Below are 23,119 nucleotides of genomic sequence, written 5' to 3'. Positions count from 1 at the left end.
GATACTGTTTTGCTTGTCAAGTCCAGTTGTAGCAACGGGACAAGGTGACGGAGTAGGTGCTACGGAGAGAGAAATTGAATAAACATACTTTAGAAATCTTAATTTGAAAAGCAGATTGTTCAAGTGAAACTAGAACGTAAGGATACGAGAAGGGACTAATAAGCCCTTTGACTTGCCAGGTTCATTGCCAAAAGAAAAAAGTTGAAAAACTTCAACTTTTTTCTGTCAAATCCACTACATAGGTTAATTCTTGGTAGGCGTCTTCTATGTCAAAGAGATCCAAGCCAGCTTCTTCACTGACTACATAAACACCTTCTCGGAGATAGTAGGGGGCTGGCTGACCTGTTTCATCTGTAAAGGCCAATTTGGCATTGGGAAGGTCGACACCAAAACGGACATAAGGTGTGTCTTTGGGTGTACCGATGACTAGATAATCTGAACAGACTAACTGTCCACCCCATTTTTGATACAAATGATTGGCCACATCTCCCTCTCTGGTAAAGATGGCTAGTTTCTCTACACCTTGCTCTCTCAACTCCTGCTCTGCTTTTTCAAAAAGCGCCTGGGCAATGCCCTGCCCTTGAAAATCAGGGTGGACTGCTAGGTTAGTAAAATAGGCAGTCCGCTTACTTGGTGCGTAAATATAAGACCGGCTGCACTCCTCAGTGTAAATATCGATGTCGATTAGACCAACAATTTGTCCATCTACTTCAGCCACCCATTCCACACGGTAGTCATAAACGTCTGTCATTAGTTCGGGTTTCTCTGTTTCTCTATCATCAAAGAATGGAGAGAAGAGGTAGCTGAGTGCCTTACAGTAAACCCATCCTTTTTCATCACTGGTTTGATATTTTCTGATAATCATATAGACCTCCTAACTTTATATTGCTATTTTTTTTGAGTTTTGCAACTATCTTCAAAAGCACCTGCAAGCTGCAAGTGCTTTGTGTTTTTACTTAAAGGTCACAATAGTACAGCCTGAACCACCTGCATTTTGTGGGGCATAGCCGAACTCCTTGACTTGCTTGTTTCGACGGAGGTACTTGGTCACGCCTTCTCGGATAACCCCTGTACCGATACCGTGAACAATATCGACTTGGGCTAGGTTGTTGAGCAGGGCCTGGTCGATAAACTCATCCAGCTCCATCATAGCCTCTTCGTAGCGTTTACCACGGAGATCTAAGCGGGCTTTTGGTCCTCGTACATTGGCACGTTTGACCGTGTGAACCTGACGCTTCTTAGGCTGCTCTGCTTTCTCCACCTTAACTAGCTCAAATTCCTCCTTAGTCAAGGTCATCTTGATCAAACCAACCTGTGCTTCCCAACGTCCGTCCTTGAGCTGATTGGTCAGGGTGCCACGTTGTCCATAAGCTGTAACGATAATGTCATCGCCCACCTTGGCTTCCCGCTGGATTTTAGCTTTCTTCAGAACCTTGTTTTTAGACAAATCCACCACTTCAGGCGCCAACTTTTTCAGCTCTGCCTTGGCTTCAATAATCTGGTGGGGCTTAAGACTAGCTGCAGCATGGAGATTTTTGAGAATATCCTCGCTTTCTGCCAATGCCATATCTACAATTTCCTTGGCTTCCAAGCGTGCCTTGTTGAGCTCATTTTCCCTCTCACGATTGAGTTCGTCATAGAGCTTGCGAAGGGCTCGGTTCATCTTGAAGTTTTCTTGTTCCACCTCGCGAATCTTGTCTAAGCGACGACGACTTTCAACCGTCTGGCTCTCCAACTTCTCGATAATCCGATTGACATCGCTGTCTGTATCGGTCCAAGATTGGGCTGACTGGATGATGATGTCCGAGAGACCAAGACGTCTTGCTATTTCAAAGGCATTGGAGCGACCAGGGACTCCCTGCATAAACTTATAGGTCGGACGCAGGCTATTGGTGTCAAATTCCATGCTGGCATTTTCAATACCAGAGGTTTCTATCCCGTAGGCTTTAAGCTCAGGGTAGTGGGTAGTTGCCATGGTCTTGATCCCACGCAGACGAAGATCATCTAAGATGGCCATAGCCAAAGATGCACCCTCCTGCGGATCGGTCCCAGCTCCCAACTCGTCAAATAGAATGAGAGAATCTTGATCAGCCTCCGCTAAAATCTGCACCGTGTGAGTCATGTGACTGGAGAAGGTTGATAAACTCTGCTCAATCGACTGTTCATCACCAATATCCGCAAAAATTTCTTTGAAGATAGCTACCCGACTGCCCTTATCAGCCAAAATAGGCAAACCAGACTGGGCCATCAGATGGGTCAATCCCAAGGTCTTAAGCATGATGGTCTTACCACCTGTGTTGGGACCTGTTATCACGATAGCCGTCAACTGACTACCGAAATAAAGGTCATTTGGTACAGGCTTAGCAATGAGCGGATGCCGAACGTTGAGAAGGGCAATATCCTGCTTCTCAGATAGTTTGGGTACAACTGCTTGATGTTCACGCGCAAAGAGATGCTTAGCACGAACAAAATCAATATGACCGATAAGCCAGGCATTGTTACGAATCACGCCACTATGCGGACGGAGCATATCCGACAATTCCTGCAAGATACGGTTGAGCTCATGGCGTTCTTCGGCACGTAGGTGACTGATTTCTTCGTTCAAGGTCACCACTGCCCGCGGCTCAATATAAACGGTCGAACCTGAGGCGGAGATATCATGGACTACACCCGCAATCTTATTGCGATAGGTATTTTTAACAGGAAGGACATTGCGTCCATTACGGCTTGCCAAAATACTATCGGACAGCATGTCGCCCTTGGTCTTCAAAATATCCTGCATGACCTGACGAACTTGATCTTCAGCTTCACGGATTTTTCTTCTAATACGAGCCAGCTTTTCTGAGGCAAAATCCTCTACAAAACCAGCATCATTGATGGACTGGAGGGAGCCCTGTAAATGTGGAAAAAGCTCAATCTTCTCAAAGAGTTTATCCAGCTGGCTAAGACTGACATTTTCCAGATTTCCATAAAAATCCAAGAGAGATTTAGAAACTTCCAAGACCTTTTTAACAGCTAATAATTCAGCGATATTGAGGTCTGTATCCAATTCCAAACGACGCATGGCTGGACCAATGTCACTCGTAGCAGCCAGACTGAAATAGGGATTTTCCACAAAAATCTGCGCTATGTCTGTCAACTCGTCGAAGGCCTGTTGGATACGGTGGACTTCCACCATGGGCTCCAACTGTCGTAATTCTTCAAAGCCCTGTTCCGTCAAGAGATAGGGCTCAATTTTTTGTCTTACCTTGTGAAATTCAAGGGTTTCAATAATTTTATTATTCATATGTTCCTACTTAGTCTTTTCCTTAGCTTTATCTCATTATCAAAACAATAAGAGATAAAAATATAGTCTTTCCCAATCTCTAACATTAAAGGTATAACAGTCAACTAATACTCAATGAAAATCAAAATCAAACTTGCTCCAAAGGTTCGGGGAACCTTTAGAGGTTGGAAATAGGCGAACCTAGTTCGTTTCGCTCTGATGCAGATCGAACTCTGTTCCTTTTATATTTCAAGGGAACAGGCTGAAAAGATCCACTGGATCTTTTCACTCATCAAATCAAGTCAACAACGTCTGATTTTGATTTTCGAAGAGTATTATAAATGACGATAAAAAGGATAAGGTCTCCCTTACCCTGCTATATTACTCAACCAGAGAGATTTTAAAAAGCTACTAGTGAATGGTGTGTACTGAATCATGATGTTGGCAAGAAAACTACTGTGCAATTTATCTTGAATCATCGCTAACGGAATAGTTGATAGCAAGACCATGACAATCTGAAGAGAAATAAAAGTCACCAAGACAGCCAAGGCGCCGCTTATGAGATTGGTCGTTTTTGTATCAGGATTAAAAGCCTCTAATAGATGGACAAATATTCCTATGAAACGCACAATAGCATAAACCAAGACGTATATCAAAAGAAAGGCCAATCCCGCATAAAATACCATATCTAGGTCAAAGAGATATTTCTCATCAAAATAATAGTTGGAGCTCCCCTGAGTAGCATTGGCAAATGGCACCCAGAGATAAAGGAAGGATGCCAATTTTTTATAAGTAGCCGTCGCAACCACCAGAGCAATAATACTTCCTATGCTATAAAACGCCTGTAGAACTAGACCACGGCTGTAGCCAATGTAGAAACTCCATGCCAAAATGAGAATAATTGCTAATGAAATCATACCTTGTCCTCAAGCTCATCTAAGTCAATCAAGGTCACATTCTTTTTCAAGACCTTTTCTTTGACGCTTGCAAGTTCTTGTTCCTTTTGTTCAAATGCCATCTCGCGCGTTAGTTGAACGGATAGAGCATTGATTGCCAACAAAAGCGCGAGGGTTTCAGGGTCCGCCGTCGGCATCTTTTCTTTGATGGCTTGGTATTTTTCCTGTGCAATACGCTCAATCTCTTCCATAAAGAGATTGTCATGCTCAGTTGTCAACGTTAGTTGCTTATCACCAAATGTAAATTTATATCGATTTAAGTTTGCCATATCTTACCTCTTCTTCAATCTATTATAGCGTAAAAAACTTGATTTGGCTAATCTCTCCTATAAAGAATGCTTTCTACGAGCAAAATCTACAAAGCGGAATTTATCAATCTTGTGCTTACTTTCAGTGTATTGAAATTGTCGCGTATCTCCTAAGTAGACCCTGGATTTTATCAACACCAGATAATCATCCTGAATCTGCATCAAATCTCGTTCTTCTCGACTGGTCGGCTCTACCGTAATCTCTTTTTGTGCATAAGCAATATCAAGGCCTAACTTATTTTCTAGGTATTCGTAGATGGATTTTTCAGCAATAGCAGTTGTCAACTCTGGCACGACATCGACAGCAAGATAATCTGTATCCACAACGGAGACCTTACCGTCAATCGAACGTGTACGGACAACTTTCCACACCTTGCTATACGGCTCAAAGCCTGTCAAATGCGAAAGGCTACTATTAACGGTAATCATATCTAAGCTGACAACATCTGTCTTGGTAGAAAGCTGGAGAACATTTGTCAATTCCCGATAAGAAGTTAAACCTGAAACTGGGAAATTGAGAATTTCTTGCTTAAGGACCATTGAACCACGCCCTTGCACTTTTTGAATCAAACCTCCCTCAGTCAAAATCGCCAACGCCTTACGAACCGTATCACGACTAACACCATAGATTTCCTGGAGCTGTTGTTCTGTCGGTAGGGAGCTTTCTGCCGGATAAACATTTGTCCGTATTTTTTCTTTTAAGTCATTATAAATTTCTTGGTATTTTTTCATCATTTCCTCGCAAATTCATCTGTCAAATAGCATACAACTATCAACATTATAACAAAATTCATTTCAAAATTTAAAAAAACTAATCAAAAACGCTTGCATTATTTTTTGAAATCGGATACAATGATAACACAAAAGAAATTTGTCCGTACAAATTTCAAAAATGGACATACTTAGCGAGATGTCTAAAAAATATAGGGTGACGGAGTCCATAAGCCGTCTAGAAGGAAAAATATATGGGAAAATTTGAAAAAGAAGCCAAACAGCTCCTAGAAGCTATTGGCGGAAAAGAGAATGTCAATGCAGTAACACACTGTGCAACGCGCATGCGCTTTGTTCTTGCAGATGAGAAAAAAGCAAACGTAAAAGTCATCGAAGATATTCCAGCAGTAAAAGGAACATTTACCAACGCTGGTCAATTCCAAGTCATCATCGGTAACGATGTACCAATCTTCTACAATGACTTTACAGCTGTGTCTGGTATCGAAGGCGTATCAAAAGAAGCTGCAAAGTCAGCCGCTAAAAGTAACCAAAATGCCATCCAACGTGTCATGACCATGCTGGCGGAAATCTTCACACCGATCATTCCTGCACTTATCGTCGGCGGTTTGATTCTCGGTTTCCGCAACGTCTTGGAAGGTGTTCAGATGGAATGGCTTGGACAAGCTATGAAAGATGGGCAGTTGGTCTTCGATGCTGATGGTAACCCTGTATGGAACACCATCGTTCAGGTTTCTCCTTTCTGGAATGGTGTCAATCACTTCCTCTGGTTGCCAGGTGAAGCCATCTTCCACTTCTTGCCAGTAGGTATCACTTGGTCTGTATCTCGTAAAATGGGAACTTCTCAAATCCTTGGTATCGTCCTTGGTATCTGTTTGGTTTCTCCACAGTTGCTCAACGCTTATGCTGTACCTGGTACAGATGCAGCAACCATTGCCAGCGACTGGTCTTGGAACTTCGGTGCATTTAGTATTGCCCGTATCGGTTATCAAGCACAAGTTATCCCTGCCCTCCTTGCCGGTTTGGCACTGTCTTACCTAGAAATCTTCTGGCGTAAGGTTGTTCCAGAAGTGGTCTCAATGATTTTCGTGCCATTCCTATCACTTCTTCCAGCAATTATCTTGGCTCACACTGTCCTTGGTCCTATCGGTTGGACAATCGGGCAATGGTTGTCAACAGTTGTATTAGCTGGTTTGACTGGTCCATTGAAATGGCTCTTCGGTGCGGTATTCGGTGCCCTTTATGCACCGTTCGTTATCACTGGTCTTCACCACATGACAAATGCCATCGATACACAATTGATTGCAGATGCTGGTGGAACAGGTCTCTGGCCAATGATTGCTCTTTCTAACATTGCTCAAGGTTCAGCAGTATTTGCCTACTTCCTCATGAACCGTCACAATGAAAAAGAAGCGCAAGTTTCACTTCCTGCAACTATTTCTGCCTACCTAGGTGTTACTGAACCAGCCCTCTTTGGTGTCAACGTGAAATACGTTTACCCATTCGTAGCGGCTATGATTGGTTCAAGTATCGCTGGCCTACTTTCTGTAACCTTCAACATCCAAGCTGCTTCTATCGGTATCGGTGGTCTTCCAGGTATCTTGTCTATCAAGGCTGAATACTGGGGGGCATTCTTGCTAGCAATGGTAGTTGCGATTGTTGTCCCAATGATTTTGACAGCTGTTTTCCAACGTACAGGTGCATTTTCAAAAAAAGAAGAAACTGTTGAAGAAGTCGTAGCTCCAACTGAAGCAGTTGTTGAAACTGGCGCTGCTATCAAATTGATTAGCCCACTAACTGGTCAAGCAAAAGAATTGTCACAAGCTACTGACCCTGTATTTGCATCAGGTGTCATGGGCCAAGGTGTCCTTATTGACCCGAGCGAAGGTATCTTGGGTGCTCCAGTCGATGGTGAAGTATCTGTCCTCTTCCCTACTAACCACGCTGTTGGTATCACTGCTACAAACGGAGTTGAACTCCTTATGCACATCGGTATGGATACTGTTGGATTGGAAGGCAAAGGTTTCACAGCCCATGTAAATCAAGGTGACAAGGTAAAAGCTGGTGATAAATTGATTAGCTTTGACATTGATGTCATTAAGGCTGCTGGTCTCGTCGCTGAAACACCAGTTATCGTGACCAACCAAACTGACTTTGACACTCAAGTTATCGGAAATCTTCCTCGTGCCATCTCGCAAGGCGAAGCTATTCTGACAGTTACAAAGAATTAATGTCCTAGGAGGGGGAGCGGGAAAGAACTCGACTGGTCAAAAAAAGAGTTCGTCAACAATTTTTCGTTTTAAGTTGTTGAGCTGAAACAGTCTATCCCCAGACTGTTTCACTCCCACCCCCGCATAGCTCCAACAGTCAGAGTAGTGACTGTTGGAGGTTGGAAATGAAGCGAACTCTGTTCGCATCAGTCGTAATGGTCAGATTTGGAGTGTAAAACACGAACAAATCTGCCAATCAACCACTGCGCTGAGATGTTGACACGAACCCTGAGAAGCGAGGTTAAGCTTTTTGCCCAGCCTCCTCCTATCATTGTTTATGCAAGAAGGAAAAATCAAGAAAGAGAGAGCAAAATGACAATAGACAAACGAAAGGTTGTTTATCAAATCTACCCAAAATCTTACAAGGATACAACTGGAAATGGTGTAGGGGATTTACGAGGAATTATTGAAAAACTTCCATATCTAAAAGAGCTAGGCATTGATATGATTTGGCTCAATCCCTTCTACCCAAGTCCGCAGCGGGACAATGGCTATGACATTTCAGACTATACAGCCGTCAATCCTGATTTTGGGACCATGGCTGACTTTGAAGAAATGGTGGCTGTCGGCAAAGAACTGGGCATTGAATTCATGCTAGACATGGTTCTCAACCACTGCTCGACAGACCACGAATGGTTCCAAAAAGCCCTTGCTGGCGACAAATACTACCAAGATTTCTTTATCCTACGTGACCAGCCAACTGACTGGGTGTCTAAGTTTGGTGGCAATGCCTGGGCTCCTTTTGGCAATACTGGGAAATACTACCTCCACCTCTTCGACGTGACCCAAGCTGACCTCAACTGGCGAAACCCTCATGTCCGCGAAGAACTGTTCAAGGTGGTCAACTTCTGGAAAGACAAGGGTGTCAAGGGCTTCCGCTTCGACGTTATCAACCTGATTGGTAAGGACGAAGTCCTCGAAGACTGCCCAATCAATGACGGCAAGCCTGCTTACACCGACCGCCCAATCACCCACGATTACCTCAAGATGATGAACAATGCTACTTTTGGTAGCGAAAAAGGCTTCATGACCGTCGGGGAAATGTCTGCCACTACCATTGAAAACTGTATCCTCTACACAGCTCCTGAGCGGGAAGAATTGTCCATGGCCTTCAACTTCCACCACTTGAAAGTGGACTACAAGGACGGGCAAAAGTGGACCATTATGGACTTCGACTTTGAGGAACTCAAACGCCTCTTCCACACTTGGGGCGAAGAGATGTCCGTTGGAAATGGCTGGAACGCCCTTTTCTACAACAACCACGACCAACCTCGTGCTCTCAACCGCTTTGTCGATGTGGAGAATTTCCGCAAGGAAGGAGCGACCATGCTAGCAGCCTCTATCCATCTGTCACGCGGTACGCCTTACATCTACATGGGCGAGGAAATCGGCATGATTGACCCTGACTACAACAGCATGGACGACTATGTCGATGTGGAATCTATCAACGCCTACCAGATGCTCTTGGACCAAGGTCACGCACCTGAGCAGGCCTTCAAGATTATCCAGGCCAAGTCTCGTGACAATTCCCGCACCCCGATGCAATGGGATGCTTCTGACAATGCAGGCTTCTCAACAGGAACTCCTTGGCTGAAAGCTGGCAAATCCTACCAAACGATTAACGTTGAACAGGAAAAAACTGGCCCAATCTTTACCTTCTACCAAGAACTGATCCGATTGCGGAAAGAACTCCCTCTTATTTCAGAAGGGGACTACAAGGCAGCCTATAAGGACAGCCAGAAAGTCTACGCCTTTGAACGCTTGCTAAATGGCGAAAAACTGTTGGTCCTCAACAATTTCTTTGCAGAAGAGGTTGAACTAGATCTGGCAGACGATTATGCCCACGGCCAAGTCCTCATCAGCAACTATCCTGATAGCAAACTCGGTAAGAAAATTACCTTGAAACCCTATCAAGCATTGGCGATTTTGGTTAAATAATCACTGTATATTCCCTATTGTAAAGTAGGGAATTTTTTGATATACTCTTTACATACCGACGGTATGTAAATGGAGAACGGAATGGCAAAAAGTAAATCCCCTGACGAAAACAGACAGCTCATCCTCGATGTTGCAAGAACATTATTTTTAGAAAAAGGCTATGACCAAACCAGTCTTACTGATATTATTTCTCAACTAGGTGGCCTGACCAAGGGAGTTGTGTATCATCACTTCCCCTCCAAAGGAGCCATTCTGGATGCTCTGATTGGAGATGCTGATGAGAATATATTATCAAAAGAGTGGCCAGGAAATTATGCGATTGAGAAAATCCAATACGCTCTCATCACCTCACTTTCTGATGTTGAAAAACTATCCTTCTTGCAGACATCGCAAATTACCCTGAAAAGTCCTAGCATTTTAGCACAACAGTACGAACTATCCTATACACTGCTTATTCCGAAATTTCAGGAAGTTGTGAGACAAGGTGTAACAGACGGAAGTATTCCAACTGATTTTCCTGAAGAAATTGCCGAACTTCTGGTTGTCTATTTCAACCTCATTATTGGCCTACGAATTACGGAACTCTCTCCCGATGACTTTCTACGAAAAATTCTCTTCTTAAAAAAACTTTTTGAAAGCATGAATGCCCCTATTATCAGCGATAAAATCCTTGCTCTCGCATCTGACCTTTCTACAAAATTGGAGGACAAATAAATGAAACCACTCACTAAACTAACACGTATCGGATTGTGTACACTTGCGTTTGGGGCTATGATGACAAGTGGCCTGATTGCCTTTCTTCCGCAACTGGCACTTGGTGACAATATTGTTACAACTGTACTCATGGCAGGGCTCTACATCTTCTTGTATTATTTATTTGCCAAATGGCTATCTCGTCGATTAGGAATGAGCCTAATACAATTTCGGATAACACTCGTTAAACCAAGTCAATTTTGGTTAGTCGTTGCAATCTTTCTCCCACTAACTGTCTTGCTCGTTTTGTATTTACTAGGTGGAAAAGTGACTTTGACGGACGATTTAGTAAACTCTATCTTTATGGGCGCTATCGCTGCTCCGATTGTAGAAGAGATGTGCTTCCGTGGTATCATGATGCATCTACTAGAACAATCTTTTTCGAGAAAAGTCGCTATTCTGGGACCGTCCGTATTTTTCGGACTTGTTCACCTATTAAACGGATCTGTTAGCTCACTCACCGCCCTACAATTACTCATTGCTGGCACCTTAGTTGGAAGTTTATTTTCGCTTGCTACTTTGCAAACAGGAAGTATTCTATCCAGTATTTTAGTCCACTCCCTTTGGAATCTCTTCACCTCCATCCTTCTTTTCGACAATCAAACCAGCTTGTTCGGAGGTGAATACGGAGTTGACGTTTCTCCAATTGCAAGTCTAGCCTATCTCATCGTCATCCTTCTTAGTATGATTGCTCATCGGAAAAAAGCAAGCTGATTGTTTCTATACCATTTTACTCTTCTATGTTATCCTGTAAAAAAGAAAGGAATCACTCATGCTCCAAGAATTTTTGAACAAGGTCAAGAATCCTGTCTTGAAGGACAAGCTCGAAGCAATCTTTGCCCAAATCCAGCAGGAATTTCCAAGTCTAACCACAGAAATCAAGTGGAACCAGGGAGTGGGAAAGAACTCGACTAGTTAAAAAGAGTTCGTCTTCCCACCCCCGCACAGTTGATTAGGTCAGATTTGGAGTGTAAAACACGAACAAATCTGCCAATCAACCACTGCGCTGAGATGTTGACACGAACTCTGAAAAGTGGTACTAACCCTCGGAACTTTTATCATTGGATTCTCTGCTGCCAAGGCCCATATTTCCATTGCACCTGAAACGGTTACGACGGAAACCTTTGCCAAGGACATCAAGGAGGCGGGCTACGAGGCGACTTCCTACCTCTTCAAAATCAAGGAAGACCAAGAGGTCAACTGGGACCTGATCCTCCATATTATCGCCTTTAATATGGAGGAAAAGAAAGGTTACGAAAAGTTCTGGAGATAAAATAAGAAACTTGTATCCCACACCTTCCAATTAATAAGCACGCAAAAATAGCCAAGCTCACCGTGAGTTTGGCTATAATTATTTTATGGATTAAATGACACATGCACATGATCGTAGTGGTTTTCAGTAATACTTCCACGGTCTGGCATCAAGTTCCAAGTATATGCAGGTCCATAAATACTTGCATATGGAGCATAAAAACGTTGTTTCCAGATAATATAGGAAATATTTTTCGCACCCATATTGGCAATAGCATATTCTGCCACTTGATCCCCAAGTGCTGAACTTTGTGGTACCATAAAGTCAATTGCCAATCCCTTACCATGGTCGCCAGAATCACCAGGACGGTAACCTGAGAAGGAAGTAATACCGAAGGCATTAGCTACTTCTGCGCGGAAGGCTGCTACCTGAGGTTGCAAACCGACATCATAAGCACTTGTACTTGTTGTAGTGGTTGATAGGGCTGTCACTTGTGGAGTTTCAACTACAGGCTGTTCTATAGGTGCTTCTACTGCAGGCTGCTCTACAACTTCCTCCACAGGCGCTTCTACTACAGGCTGCTCTACAACTTCCTCTACAGGCGCTTCTACTACAGGCTGTTCTACAACTTCCTCTACAGGTGCCTCTACTACAGGTTGCTCTACAACCTCCTCTACAGGTGCTTCTGCTACAGGCTGTTCTACAACTTCCTCTACAGGCGCTTCTACTACAGGCTGTTCTACAACTTCCTCTACAGGTGCTGAGTCGGTAACTGATGAAATTTGATCCAAGGGAACAACCGTATCCTCAACCGTTACTTGATTGGTTGTTAGGTCAACAGTTGCCTGAACGGTCTCATTTGTGTTTCCCTGAACAGGAGCTTCAATCTCAACCTGAGTCACTTGATTGTTTTGGTCAACAGTCGTCGTCAGTACCGTATCAGGGAAAATCAAGTTGACATCTGCAATTTGATTTATTTTCGCCAGCAAATCCATATCAATATTCATAGCTACGGCGATGGCAGATAAGGTATCTCCATACTGAACAGTATAGGTCATCTTTCCTTCTTCTTGTACAATTTCTAGGCTAATTTCAGAAACAGTACGTGGAGCCCATTCGAGGGCTAAAACATTTGTCGAAATCATCCCTGTACTAAAGAGGGAAAGCGCCAATGAAGATGTGTATAACATCTTCTTATTGTTTTTCATGATGGGTGTTTTTCTCTTGCGACGCATATGTTGGGGTTTATTTGTTCTCTTACGTTTCATAATCTTATTCCTTCTTTATTTTTTGAGATGGTTCTATCTTACCTAAATTAAATCTGAAAAACAAGCCTTCAACCGTTCTTTTAAATAAACTGTCTCCACTATGTAATCTTAGGACTTTTCTGTCACACAATCAATATAAATGTCATCTGACTGTCATATTATTAGATAATACTCAATGAAAATCAAAAACAGACTCGGAGACGCAGATGCAGATAGAACTAGCGTTCACCAAATCAAGTCAACAACGTCTGGATTTTCGAAGAGTATAAGTAAAAAATAAGAGTAAGGCAGTAATCCAACAATTGGCTACTAACTCACTCTCATTTCTATTTTCGGATTAGTCAAAACCCTACATTTCTTCTGGATAAACCAAGCCCCATTCTTTACGGAGTTGGGTCATAATCTCCATGACATCTTGGGTAAATGCTAGGTGCATAGTGTTTTCGATGCCTGCGACAGCTTTTTCCATATCCGCCACTTCGTAAGAAAGGGCCTTGGCTGTCTCGCCCGCTTCGATTACCTCTTGACTGCCGTCTTCAGTATAGGTAATGACTGCCTTCTGACCACGAGGATACTCGTAAAGCTCGATGTAGCCTTTATCGTAGGCAATCGTTCCCCGTTTTGGCTGTTTGGCATGGAGGGTCAGGGCAATGGTCGCCATTTCTCCTGCATTATTGCTGAGCAAAATCCCTACCTGCTCGTCCACACCTGTGGGAGCTAATTTGACCTGGGACAAGACCTGATTTGGCTTTTCCGTCATAAACCAACGTACAAAGGACAGAGCGTAGACACCAATATCCAAAAGGACACCGCCTGCCAAGTTTTTATTGAAAAAGCGGTTGGTCATGTCGTATTCCTTGTAGCTGCCAAAGTTCATCTGAATCATCTTCAATGCACCCAGTTTGCCACTGGCAACCACTTGGCTCAACTGACGATAGATTGGCATGTGGAAAATGGTCATGGCTTCTGCCAGGATAACCTGATTTTCTTCTGCCAGTTGAATGGCTTCTGCTAATTCTTCTGAATTAAGCGTAATAGACTTTTCACAGAGGACATGCTTTCCAGCCTTCAAGGCCTTTCTCAAATAATTGATATGGGTATTGTGAGGTGTAGAAATATAGATAATGTCTACTTCAGGATCCTCAAAGACCTCATCAATCTCTTCATAAACTTTCTCGATGCCATATTTTTGCGCAAATTCCACACCCTTGTCATAGGTACGGTTAGCCACCGAATAAAGATTTCCTCCCATAGCCTGCAAGGCCTGAACCAATTCATTGGCGATGACACCTGTTCCCAGAGTCGCCCATTTATACTTCATTTGCACTTCCATAGTGTACCTCACTTTCTTCTACCATTATAGTAAATTCCACCCTTTTCTGCACACTCTAACTAGCATTTGTGTTACAATAAGAACATGAATACCGTTGTACTAAAGGCATCTGCCCAGCAAAAACAGGCCATGATGGCTCACTATAACCGCTATCGGCAGACCAGCAAAAATCCTTACATAGAAGCATTTTTCAAACTGACCGGTGCCAGCCTGTCCATCTACACTTCTGGAAAAGTCGTTTTTCAGGGGGAAATGGCAGAGCAGGAAGCAGGGCTCTGGGGCTATGAGCCAGAAAGCTCTGGACAGACGACTGTACCTGGTCAAAACCTGCCCATGATTGGTACCGATGAGGTTGGAAACGGGTCTTATTTTGGAGGTTTGGCAGTCGTTGCTAGTTTTGTCCGCCCAGAAGACCACGCCTTTCTCAAGTCGCTTGGTGTGGATGATTCCAAGAAAATGACAGACCAAAAAATCTGCCAAATCGCCCCTCTCTTAAAAGAGAAAATCCCCCACCAAGCTCTGCTATTGTCACCGAAAAAATACAACGAAGTCATCGAGCAAGGCTACAATGCGGTATCTGTCAAGGTCGCCCTACACAATCAGGCTATTTTCCTACTCTTGCAAAAGGGTGTCCATCCTGAGAAGATTGTCATTGACGCCTTCACTTCCAGTCAAAATTATCAAAAATACTTGAAAAAGGAAGCCAACCAATTTGCCAACTCCGTCACTCTGGAAGAAAAGGCTGAGGGCAAGTACCTGGCTGTGGCAGTATCTTCTATTATTGCTAGAGCTATGTTTTTAGAAAATCTTGTCCAGCTTGGTCAATTGGTAGGCAGAAGCCTGCCTTCAGGAGCTGGCAGTAAGTCCGACCAAGTCGCAGCAAGCATCTTAAAAGACTATGGCATGGCTGGTCTCAATGAGACTGCAAAACTTCACTTTGCTAATACGCAAAAAGCACAAAAATTATTGAAATGAGGAAAAAAATATGGGAGCAATCCAAAAAACAAAACGCTCACCACTAGTCGCCTTCTTAGCTGAATGGGGCATCTTTTTACTATTTATGGCAGCTTTTTTTGCCAGTCGTTACTTTATCTGGAATCCTGTCTCTGTCGATGGCCATTCCATGGACCCAACGCTTCAACACCAAGAAAAACTCATCATGCTAAAAACAACCTCTATCGACCGCTTTGATATTGTTGTAGCCAGTGAGACAGACAGCGACGGCAAGGAAAAACTGATTGTCAAACGTGTGATTGGTATGCCAGGTGACACCATTCGCTACGAAAACGATGTCCTCTATGTTAACGACCAAAAAGTGGACGAGCCTTACTTAGATGAATATCTAGCTGCATTCCAGAAAGATAAACTTCAAGAAGTCTATTCTTACAACAAACAATTCCAAGCTGTGGCCCAATCTGCTGAAGCTTTCACACAAGATGCCAATGGTTACGTAGACTTTACCGTGACAGTCCCAGAAGGACAATACTACCTGATGGGAGATGACCGCCTTGTCTCACTAGATAGTCGTAGTGTAGGAACATTTTCCCGTGAAAACATCAAAGGAGAAGTTGTCTTTCGCATGTGGCCTCTCAACCGTATTGGGACTGTTGATTAATACAAACAAGTTTGGAGCAAAAAGCACAGCACCACTTCTCAGAGTTCGTGTCAACATCCCAGCGCAGTGGTTGATTGGGTTTAACAGTCCAGTGGACTGTTAAAGGTTGGAGATAAGATTTGCGAAGCAAATCTCAGCAATTCGTGTTTTACACTCAAAATCTGACCTATATGGCTGATGCGAACGGGTTCGCTTCATTTCCAACCTCCAACAGTCACTACTCTGACTGTTGGAGCTGTGCGGGTTGGGAGTAAAATAGTCCAGTGGACTATTTTAGCCCGAACCTGCAAATTTGGAAGTGAGGGGAACTCTTTTTGGTCTATGCGAGTTCTTTCCCACTCCCTTCTCATTATTATTGGAAATAAACTCTATGAACGAAGTGTATTTTACCGGCACCATTGACCGGATTATTTTTGAAAATCCTAGTAATTTTTATAAAATCCTTCTCCTTGAAATTGAGGAGACAGACGCAGACTATGATGACTACGAAATTATTGTGACCGGAACGATTGCCGATGTCATTGAAGGAGAAGACTATCGTTTCTATGGCAATCTGGTCACCCATCCCAAGTATGGTCAGCAGTTGCAAATCACACGTTACGAACGCAGCAAGCCTACCTCAGCTGGTCTGGTCAAGTATTTCTCCAGCGAGCATTTCAAGGGAATTGGACGCAAAACGGCCGAAAAAATTGTTGAACTCTATGGCGAAGATACCATTGATAAGATTTTAGCTGAACCTGAAAAACTAACCCAAATCACAGGTCTATCCCGCAAGAACATGCAGGCATTTGTCGAAAAACTCCGCCTCAATTATGGAACCGAGCTGATCTTGGCAAAACTAGCTGAGTATGGTATTCCCAATAAATTGGCCTTTCAAATCCAAGACCAGTATAAAGAAAAAACACTTCAGATTATTGAAGAAAATCCCTATCAACTGGTCGAAGATGTCCAGGGGCTCGGCTTTACCATTGCCGATAGGATTGCGGAAAACCTGGGAATTGCCAGTGATTCACCCCAACGTTTTCGGGCAGGCATGCTCTTTAGCCTCATCCATCGCTCCATGGAAACAGGCGATACCTATGTGGAGGCCAGAGACTTGCTGGAAGCAACCCTTGAACTGCTGGAAAAATCCCGCCATACTGAGCTGGATCCTGCCGCAGTTGCCCACGAGTTGACAGGACTGATTGCAGACGACAAGGTACAGCAAGAAGGCACAAAGATTTTTGATAACAGCCTCTACTTTGCCGAACATGGTATCCATAAAAACCTGACCCGCCTGATGGGAAAAAATGGTTTCAAACCCTTCCCACGCACAGACGTTGAGGCTGCCATAGCAGAGCTGGAAAGCATGTCTTCTCTCACCTACGATGACATTCAAAAAGAAGCCATTGTCCAAGCCATTACCAATCCGCTTTTCATTCTGACAGGCGGACCAGGGACTGGAAAGACAACGGTTATCAACGGTATTATCGCGGTCTATGCCATCTTGCATAAGATTGACCTGACACGCAATCGAGAAGAATGCCCTGTCCTCCTTGCCGCTCCAACCGGACGAGCAGCCAGACGGATGAATGAATTGACAGGTCTGCCTTCCGCTACCATCCACCGCCATCTCGGTCTGGTAGAAGGACAGGAGGAATCCTACCGAGATGATTACCTCGAAGCCGACTTTATCATCGTGGATGAATTTTCTATGGTAGATACTTGGTTGGCAAACCAGCTCTTCCAGAACATCTCCTCCCAGACCCAAGTTCTGATTGTCGGCGATGCGGAGCAATTACCTTCCGTCAGTCCCGGTCAGGTCCTTGCTGACCTCCTGAAAATTGACAAGCTACCCAGCATCACTCTAGAACGTATCTATCGTCAATCCGATGATTCGACCATTGTTACCCTAGCCAGCCAGATTCGCCAAGGTGCCCTGCCGAGCGATTTCCGTGAGAAAAAGGCTGACCGCTCCTATTTTGAAGCGCAAAACGAACAAATTCCAGCTCTGATTGAGCGTATTGTCGGTGCAGCTATCAAGTCAGGTATTCCTGCAAACGAAGTACAAATCCTCGCTCCCATGTACCGTGGTGCTGCAGGTATTGACCAACTCAACACCATGACCCAGGCCCTGCTCAATCCACTGGAAGAAGGAGAGTTAGAATTCCTCCACAACGAGCAAGCCTTCCGCCAAGGCGACCGAGTCATTCATCTAGTCAACGACGCCGAAGCCAATGTCTTCAATGGCGACTTGGGCTATATTACCGACCTCCTGCCTGCCAAGTACACCGACTCCAAGCAGGACGAGATTACCATCAACTTCGACGGTAGCGAGGTCACTTATCCCCAAAACGAATGGTACAAAATCACACTGGCCTATGCCATGTCCATCCACAAGTCCCAAGGCAGCGAGTTCCAGGTCGTTATCCTTCCTATCACTCGCACCAGCCACCGTATGCTCCAGCGCAATCTGGTCTACACCGCCATCACCCGCTCCAAGAGCAAGCTCATCCTCCTAGGCGAAATCTCCGCCTTCGACTACGCCGTCAAAAACGCCGGCACCGTCCGCAAAACCTATCTGGTCCCACGTTTCCAAGGGGAAATGGCAGAGCAGGATAGCAAGGATGCTTTATCTGAAAAAGCCGAAAGCAAAACAGCTACAACCACGCAAACCCAGCCCCCTACACAGCCAGACAGAAAAGAACTGGTTAAAGTAGTCAATGAAAACAACCAACAACTCTCCCTTCTTGATCAAGACCAGCCAGAAAAAACAAGTCCCCAACCCACAGAATACATTTTGACTGTAGACAACCTGCTAACTATCGACCCTATGATTGGCATAGAACAGGCAGATATTGAAGAATTTTTTAAAGCATAAAAACCAGCAAGTCAGTAGATTTGCTGGTTTTACTCTTTTATAGTCGTTTCGTTTGCTTTTAGTACAAGGCAACGATATGCAGACTACTTCAACTGTCCAGTGGAGTGTTTAAACTCGGAAATAAGGAAATGAGGCTTCCTCGCCCTTCGTAGTAATAAAAAATACACTAATTGAGACTCAATGAAAATCAAAATCAAGCTAGGCGACGCAGATGCAGATAGAACTGAGGTTCATCAAATCAAGTCAACAACGTCTGATTTTGATTTTCGAAGAGTATGACTATATCATCAACCATGATTCATCAAGCTGCCCCTTTGTTAATCTGAACTGCTTGCCATGTTCATCAATCAGTGCATGAAGCTCCTGAGCATCTTTTACTGACCAATCTTTTATCTGCTCTGTAAATTCCTGTCTCAAACTCAAATAATCCTGAGACTGGCTAAGTCCTAACCGATTAAATAGCCGAAGAGCATATTGATCCGCCACAAAAACACTTCTTCGACACAAATAGAGCAAAATAACATCCGCAGTTTCATTGCCAACCCCCTTCAAGCTCAGCAGCTCTTTTCGGAGTACTGCTGTCTCAACACGATCTAGGCGAGAAAAATCTCCATCGAACTGATTGGCCCACTCAACCACTGACCGAATGTAGAGTGATTTTTGCTTGAAGAATCCTGCTGGGCGAATGCATTCTTGTAAATCCTCCACAGGCATCTCTAAAAGCGAATGAATTGTTAACCGTCCCTCCAACTGTTCTAAAGCACGCTTGGCATTTGCTTCCGTTGTTTGCTGAATAAGAATCATTGATACCAAATCCTTTATGGGATTTTCATCATTCCACCAGTGAAATTCACCATATCGCTGTTTTAAATTTTGGTAAAGAACCGTCAACTGTTCCACTACTATCCCCCATATCACCTTGTTTCTCCTTGCCATTATAGCACGATGAGTAAAGGGATACAATACTACAGTTCCTCTAGTAATATTGTATCTACAATCGCTTCAAACTGCTCTACTTCAACCTCTGGAAAATAATTCAAACAATTGGCCGTTGCAAAGGCTACCGCTTCTTTCAAAAAGATTTCTGGGGCTTGACCTTGACTGATTCCCTTGACTAGCAAGCCCAGGTAGAAATCCCCTGCGGCAATCGGATTACGCGTTTCTTTCTTTGGAGATTGGATACGGAAGAAGCGCTGACCAATCTTAGCTAGACTCCCCTTGCCTCCCATGGTAATGATGATATTCTCATGAGGAGTCACTTCTTTCAGGATACCTAAAATAGCTTCAGGACTTTCTTCATCCAGCTCTGGATAAATATCTTTCAGCTCTTCATTATTGATTTTGATAAGGGCCGGCCTAGCTTGATAAGCCGCACGTAAAGCTGGTCCACTGGTGTCCACTATGGTCAGAACCTCTGGGTATTTTTCAATAAACCGCTGAATATAATCATCCGGCATCCCCTTCATCAGACTACCTGAAAAGACTAGGATGTCACCAGCTTGCAGGCTATTTTCAATCTGCTGAGTGAATTGATTGAGCAAATCTTCTGTCAGTTCAAAGCCTTTTTCATAGAAAAGAACGACATCGCCTGTACTGGTTTCAACATAGATATTACATGTCCGAGTATTCTGGCTATTTTCAACCACGCGCAGGGCATTTCCACCATCAGCATTAAGCTCCTGAATATAGCGACCAATCTGCCCACCTAAAATGGTATGAATCGTGTAGTCTGTCACACCATTTTCTCGAAGTGCATAGGCTACGTTGAAACTTTTTCCACCAGGATAATCCCTCACTTCCGTCGGTCTCAGGGGAATATTCTTTTCAATCTTTTCCACAAGAAGCGTGCGGTCTAGGGCTGGATTGGGACAAATCAAGTGAATCATAGGGAACTCCTTTTTTGTTTTATACATATTATTATACTATATAAAACAAAAAATAAAAAAGATAATTCCACGAGGGGAACTATCTTTTCTACTATTTTATGATGCAAAAACCGAAATGCGTTCTTGCTGGTAGCCACCTTTTTCGGCAATATCTACTAAGGCTACTGCATAGTCTACATAACTAATATAGCTTTCACCTTGGGCATTGACTTGGAAAACCTCGCCAGCCAAAGTGTAGGCACCTGCTTTTTGTCCTTCTGCATCAAAATCGGCTGCTGGGCTGATATAGGTCCAGTTAACCGCTGTCGCCTGACGGTAGATGTCAAGACCTGCGCCCATAGCTTCTGCCACTGGTAGGTAGTCCGCTGGGAAATTTGGTGCATCCTTGAGCATAGCTGTTTGGCTCTCATCTAGATAGAGACTGCCTGCACCACCAACTACTAAAAGACGAGTTGGACTACCAGCAAGGATGGTCGCTAGATGCTCAGCAAGACGAGCGTGATCCGGCAAGGTTTCTGGTGTCCAAGCACCAAAAGCATTGACTACTACATCAAAGCCTGCCAAATCTTCTTTGGTAAGGTCAAAAGCATCCTTCTGGATTACTTCTTGGGCTACGCTCTTGTTTTCAGAACGGACAATAGCAGTCACCTGATGACCACGTTCTACTGCTTCCTTTGCAATAGTTTGACCTGCTTGACCGTTTGCTGCGATAATGGCGATTTTCATATTGTTTACCTCACTTGTTTTCTTGTAATGTTTTTGTTTACAATGCTTAGTTTATACCACGTTCGTTGTAATGTCAAGTATTACAACTCGAAAGTTTAAAAAAATCATCACAAGGATGATTGAATACCTATAATTCTGCCAATAAATCAGCAATGGTTGTTTGTCCCAACTCTTTTTCCAGAGCCGACTGAGCACTCTCTAAACGATGATCCAGTAAAGGATGAATATTGCGACCTACCTGACAGTTTGGATTAGGTTGCTCATGAAAGCCAAAGAGTTGCCCTTTTTCTCCAAACAACTCCACAGCCTGATAAACCTGTAAGAGTGTCATCTGGTCTGGAGCCTTTGCCAAGCGAGCGCCTCCGACACCACGCGCCACCTGAACCAGACCTGCCTCTTTGAGCTGAGCTAAAATATTTCGGATAATGACAGGATTGACTCCGACACTGCCAGCAATGCTGGTACTGGTCTGTTTTTCCTTTTCTCCCTCCAAGGCTAGCAAGACCAATATATGACTAGCAATGGTAAATCTACTCGAAATTTGCAATTCTACTTTCTCCTTCCATAAAATTGGTAACGGTCACTCCTAGCAAGCGAACACCTTTCTCAGCCCGTCCAACTTCTTCAAAAAGCTGACGGATTTCTTTCTCTATTACTTGAGCTTGATTGGTCGCTTCTTCCAAACTATGCCGCTTTGTCAAGGTTGAAAAGTCACCATAACGAACCTTCAACACAATGGTTCGTCCTTTTTTCTCATTTCTTTCTAAACTAGCTGCTACTCGTTGGCAGAGACTGATTAGCTCTTTCAGGACATCCTCCTCCCGATAAAGAAGTTTGCGATAGGTTCTTTCCTTTCCAATTGACTTACGAACACGGTCCACTTTAACGGGCGAATTAGAAATCCCCCTCGCTTTCCGATAAAGTTCGAAGCCAAAACGACCAAATTTATCAATCAAGGTCATCTCTGGTACATCCAACAAATCCTTCCCTGTAAAAACTCCCATCTCATGGAGGCGTTCCACCGTCTTCTTCCCCACACCGTGAAATTTTTCAACAGGCAGGGAGGCGAGAATACCAACAGCATCTTCAGGTAGAATCAAGGTCAAACCGTGCGGTTTTTCCATATCAGAGGCAATTTTTGCCAAAAATTTATTGTAGGAAACACCTGCGGAAGCTGTCAAATGGAGTTCATTCCAGATGTCGTATTGAATGAGTTTAGCGATTTTGACCGCTGAGCCAATTCCAAGCTTATTTTCTGTTACATCCAAGTAAGCCTCATCAATAGACATGGGCTCCACCAAATCAGTATAGCGATGGAAAATTTCTCGAACCTGTCGCCCAACTTCCTGATATTTTTCATAATTGCCAGAAATGAAAATCGCCTGAGGACAACGCTCATAGGCCTCTTTTGAGGACATAGCCGAGTGAATCCCAAAGGCACGCGCCTCATAATTACAGGTAGACACCACTCCTCTACCGCCAGATAGTCTTGGGTCAGCCCCAATGATAACAGGTTTGCCCTTCAAAGTAGGATTATCCCTGACCTCAATGGCAGCAAAAAAAGCATCCATATCTACATGAATAATTTTTCTGGATAAATCATTGATTAGGGGAAATATTAACATGGACACTCCTTTCTGCTCCTAACTACTAGACATATTATAGCCTATCTAGCAAATTTTTTCATAAAGCGAACATTGACGAGCAAGTAGTACTCAATGAAAATCAAAATCAGACTAGGAGAGTCAGATGTAGATAGAACCCTTCTACTTTCGCATTTTTAGATATTATAGTCGAATGAATTAGCTTTCAGACAAGGAACTGAGGTGCAGGCTGTACTAGAGTACGGCAAGCCGAAAGTGACGATGTATCAAAGTTAATTCAAATGACTGATATGTAAAGCCCTTTGTCAAGTAAAAACAATCGAACTGATTAAAAAATGAAAAGTATCTAGAAAGAG

21 protein-coding genes are annotated in these 23,119 nt (G+C 43.7%); 9 read left to right on the top strand and 12 right to left on the bottom strand.

Annotation, left to right across the window (positions count from 1 at the left end; all coding sequences use genetic code 11):
* Nucleotides 1-211: 211 nt before the first annotated feature.
* From P7J49_RS06995 to treR, 5 genes are all read right to left on the bottom strand, one after another.
* Nucleotides 212-865, bottom strand: coding sequence for a GNAT family N-acetyltransferase (locus tag P7J49_RS06995; RefSeq protein ID WP_408546224.1), 654 nt, complete (start codon nt 863-865; stop codon nt 212-214).
* Nucleotides 866-952: 87 nt separating this feature from the next.
* Nucleotides 953-3,286 carry an endonuclease MutS2 gene (locus tag P7J49_RS06990; protein ID WP_408570190.1) on the bottom strand — a complete coding sequence of 778 codons (2,334 nt, stop codon included), beginning with the start codon at nt 3,284-3,286 and terminating at the stop codon, nt 953-955.
* Between the two features lie 347 nt (nt 3,287-3,633).
* Entirely contained in the window at nt 3,634-4,182 is a 549-nt protein-coding gene (locus P7J49_RS06985; RefSeq protein WP_029177092.1) for a CvpA family protein, read from the bottom strand.
* Nucleotides 4,179-4,490: a hypothetical protein gene (locus P7J49_RS06980; RefSeq protein WP_408570188.1), complete on the bottom strand. Its 312-nt coding sequence runs from the start codon at nt 4,488-4,490 to the stop codon at nt 4,179-4,181. Before P7J49_RS06980 ends, P7J49_RS06985 begins: the two co-directional genes overlap by 4 nt.
* Nucleotides 4,491-4,547: 57 nt before the next feature.
* Nucleotides 4,548-5,261 carry a trehalose operon repressor gene (gene treR, locus P7J49_RS06975; protein WP_222375456.1) on the bottom strand — a complete coding sequence of 238 codons (714 nt, stop codon included), beginning with the start codon at nt 5,259-5,261 and terminating at the stop codon, nt 4,548-4,550.
* 233 nt (nt 5,262-5,494) lie between these two features.
* On the opposite strand from treR, the gene treP reads away from it, so the two are divergent.
* The 6 genes from treP to P7J49_RS06945 all read left to right on the top strand — a co-directional run bounded on the left by treP (nt 5,495) and on the right by P7J49_RS06945 (nt 11,492).
* Complete coding sequence (treP, locus tag P7J49_RS06970) at nt 5,495-7,489, top strand: PTS system trehalose-specific EIIBC component (RefSeq protein WP_408570186.1); 1,995 nt, start codon at nt 5,495-5,497, stop codon at nt 7,487-7,489.
* Between the two features lie 351 nt (nt 7,490-7,840).
* On the top strand, nt 7,841-9,466 hold the full coding sequence (gene treC / locus P7J49_RS06965) for an alpha,alpha-phosphotrehalase (RefSeq protein ID WP_408570184.1): 1,626 nt from the start codon (nt 7,841-7,843) through the stop codon (nt 9,464-9,466).
* Nucleotides 9,467-9,547: 81 nt separating this feature from the next.
* Complete coding sequence (locus P7J49_RS06960; protein ID WP_408570182.1) at nt 9,548-10,180, top strand: TetR/AcrR family transcriptional regulator; 633 nt, start codon at nt 9,548-9,550, stop codon at nt 10,178-10,180.
* A complete protein-coding gene (locus P7J49_RS06955; protein WP_408570180.1) occupies nt 10,181-10,933 on the top strand; it encodes a lysostaphin resistance A-like protein in 753 nt (250 codons plus the stop codon).
* A 58-nt stretch (nt 10,934-10,991) separates the two neighbouring features.
* On the top strand, nt 10,992-11,138 hold the full coding sequence (locus P7J49_RS06950; RefSeq protein ID WP_408570179.1) for a hypothetical protein: 147 nt from the start codon (nt 10,992-10,994) through the stop codon (nt 11,136-11,138).
* Nucleotides 11,139-11,252: 114 nt separating this feature from the next.
* The gene (locus tag P7J49_RS06945) at nt 11,253-11,492 is read left to right on the top strand and encodes a hypothetical protein (protein ID WP_408570177.1); all 240 of its coding nucleotides are present in this window, start codon (nt 11,253-11,255) and stop codon (nt 11,490-11,492) included.
* An 83-nt stretch (nt 11,493-11,575) separates the two neighbouring features.
* Here P7J49_RS06945 and P7J49_RS06940 read toward each other — a convergent pair whose 3' ends face one another.
* Both P7J49_RS06940 and P7J49_RS06935 read right to left on the bottom strand, forming a co-directional pair.
* Entirely contained in the window at nt 11,576-12,739 is a 1,164-nt protein-coding gene (locus P7J49_RS06940; protein ID WP_408570175.1) for a LysM peptidoglycan-binding domain-containing protein, read from the bottom strand.
* A gap of 349 nt (nt 12,740-13,088) precedes the next feature.
* On the bottom strand, nt 13,089-14,072 hold the full coding sequence (locus P7J49_RS06935) for a Gfo/Idh/MocA family protein (RefSeq protein ID WP_408570173.1): 984 nt from the start codon (nt 14,070-14,072) through the stop codon (nt 13,089-13,091).
* Nucleotides 14,073-14,156: 84 nt separating this feature from the next.
* On the opposite strand from P7J49_RS06935, the gene rnhC reads away from it, so the two are divergent.
* The 3 genes from rnhC to P7J49_RS06920 all read left to right on the top strand — a co-directional run bounded on the left by rnhC (nt 14,157) and on the right by P7J49_RS06920 (nt 18,547).
* The gene (gene rnhC / locus P7J49_RS06930; protein ID WP_408570171.1) at nt 14,157-15,047 is read left to right on the top strand and encodes a ribonuclease HIII; all 891 of its coding nucleotides are present in this window, start codon (nt 14,157-14,159) and stop codon (nt 15,045-15,047) included.
* A gap of 10 nt (nt 15,048-15,057) precedes the next feature.
* The gene (lepB, locus tag P7J49_RS06925; protein WP_002935959.1) at nt 15,058-15,687 is read left to right on the top strand and encodes a signal peptidase I; all 630 of its coding nucleotides are present in this window, start codon (nt 15,058-15,060) and stop codon (nt 15,685-15,687) included.
* Nucleotides 15,688-16,057: 370 nt separating this feature from the next.
* Nucleotides 16,058-18,547: an ATP-dependent RecD-like DNA helicase gene (locus tag P7J49_RS06920; RefSeq protein WP_408570169.1), complete on the top strand. Its 2,490-nt coding sequence runs from the start codon at nt 16,058-16,060 to the stop codon at nt 18,545-18,547.
* 279 nt (nt 18,548-18,826) lie between these two features.
* Here P7J49_RS06920 and P7J49_RS06915 read toward each other — a convergent pair whose 3' ends face one another.
* The 5 genes from P7J49_RS06915 to dinB form a co-directional block, all read right to left on the bottom strand.
* Nucleotides 18,827-19,465 (bottom strand): endonuclease III domain-containing protein, encoded by a 639-nt coding sequence (locus P7J49_RS06915; RefSeq protein ID WP_408570167.1) that lies wholly within the window; start codon nt 19,463-19,465, stop codon nt 18,827-18,829.
* A gap of 47 nt (nt 19,466-19,512) precedes the next feature.
* Nucleotides 19,513-20,433, bottom strand: a complete 921-nt coding sequence (locus P7J49_RS06910) for a 1-phosphofructokinase family hexose kinase (RefSeq protein ID WP_408570165.1) — start codon at nt 20,431-20,433, stop codon at nt 19,513-19,515.
* A gap of 96 nt (nt 20,434-20,529) precedes the next feature.
* The gene (locus tag P7J49_RS06905; RefSeq protein ID WP_408570163.1) at nt 20,530-21,159 is read right to left on the bottom strand and encodes an NAD(P)-dependent oxidoreductase; all 630 of its coding nucleotides are present in this window, start codon (nt 21,157-21,159) and stop codon (nt 20,530-20,532) included.
* 127 nt (nt 21,160-21,286) lie between these two features.
* Nucleotides 21,287-21,706 carry an Rrf2 family transcriptional regulator gene (locus tag P7J49_RS06900; protein WP_408570161.1) on the bottom strand — a complete coding sequence of 140 codons (420 nt, stop codon included), beginning with the start codon at nt 21,704-21,706 and terminating at the stop codon, nt 21,287-21,289.
* Complete coding sequence (dinB, locus tag P7J49_RS06895) at nt 21,690-22,784, bottom strand: DNA polymerase IV (RefSeq protein ID WP_408570159.1); 1,095 nt, start codon at nt 22,782-22,784, stop codon at nt 21,690-21,692. The genes P7J49_RS06900 and dinB overlap by 17 nt, the downstream gene beginning before the upstream one ends.
* Between the last annotated feature and the right edge of the window lie 335 nt (nt 22,785-23,119).

This window comes from Streptococcus suis (genome assembly GCF_046032515.1).
Lineage (GTDB): Bacteria > Bacillota > Bacilli > Lactobacillales > Streptococcaceae > Streptococcus > Streptococcus suis_AL.
The sequence above is the reverse complement of the archived record's forward strand: the minus strand, read 5'-3'. Positions and strand labels throughout refer to the sequence as shown.

Coding starts and splice junctions, on each gene's coding strand:
- P7J49_RS06990 (WP_408570190.1), bottom strand. CDS start 3,286: ATGAATAATAAAATTATTGAAACCCTTGAATTTCACAAGGTAAGACAA.
- P7J49_RS06910 (WP_408570165.1), bottom strand. CDS start 20,433: ATGATTCACTTGATTTGTCCCAATCCAGCCCTAGACCGCACGCTTCTT.
- lepB (WP_002935959.1), top strand. CDS start 15,058: ATGGGAGCAATCCAAAAAACAAAACGCTCACCACTAGTCGCCTTCTTA.
- rnhC (WP_408570171.1), top strand. CDS start 14,157: ATGAATACCGTTGTACTAAAGGCATCTGCCCAGCAAAAACAGGCCATG.
- treR (WP_222375456.1), bottom strand. CDS start 5,261: ATGAAAAAATACCAAGAAATTTATAATGACTTAAAAGAAAAAATACGG.
- P7J49_RS06935 (WP_408570173.1), bottom strand. CDS start 14,072: ATGGAAGTGCAAATGAAGTATAAATGGGCGACTCTGGGAACAGGTGTC.
- P7J49_RS06950 (WP_408570179.1), top strand. CDS start 10,992: ATGCTCCAAGAATTTTTGAACAAGGTCAAGAATCCTGTCTTGAAGGAC.
- P7J49_RS06955 (WP_408570180.1), top strand. CDS start 10,181: ATGAAACCACTCACTAAACTAACACGTATCGGATTGTGTACACTTGCG.
- treC (WP_408570184.1), top strand. CDS start 7,841: ATGACAATAGACAAACGAAAGGTTGTTTATCAAATCTACCCAAAATCT.
- P7J49_RS06985 (WP_029177092.1), bottom strand. CDS start 4,182: ATGATTTCATTAGCAATTATTCTCATTTTGGCATGGAGTTTCTACATT.
- P7J49_RS06980 (WP_408570188.1), bottom strand. CDS start 4,490: ATGGCAAACTTAAATCGATATAAATTTACATTTGGTGATAAGCAACTA.
- dinB (WP_408570159.1), bottom strand. CDS start 22,784: ATGTTAATATTTCCCCTAATCAATGATTTATCCAGAAAAATTATTCAT.
- P7J49_RS06960 (WP_408570182.1), top strand. CDS start 9,548: ATGGCAAAAAGTAAATCCCCTGACGAAAACAGACAGCTCATCCTCGAT.
- P7J49_RS06905 (WP_408570163.1), bottom strand. CDS start 21,159: ATGAAAATCGCCATTATCGCAGCAAACGGTCAAGCAGGTCAAACTATT.
- P7J49_RS06920 (WP_408570169.1), top strand. CDS start 16,058: ATGAACGAAGTGTATTTTACCGGCACCATTGACCGGATTATTTTTGAA.
- treP (WP_408570186.1), top strand. CDS start 5,495: ATGGGAAAATTTGAAAAAGAAGCCAAACAGCTCCTAGAAGCTATTGGC.
- P7J49_RS06995 (WP_408546224.1), bottom strand. CDS start 865: ATGATTATCAGAAAATATCAAACCAGTGATGAAAAAGGATGGGTTTAC.
- P7J49_RS06940 (WP_408570175.1), bottom strand. CDS start 12,739: ATGAAACGTAAGAGAACAAATAAACCCCAACATATGCGTCGCAAGAGA.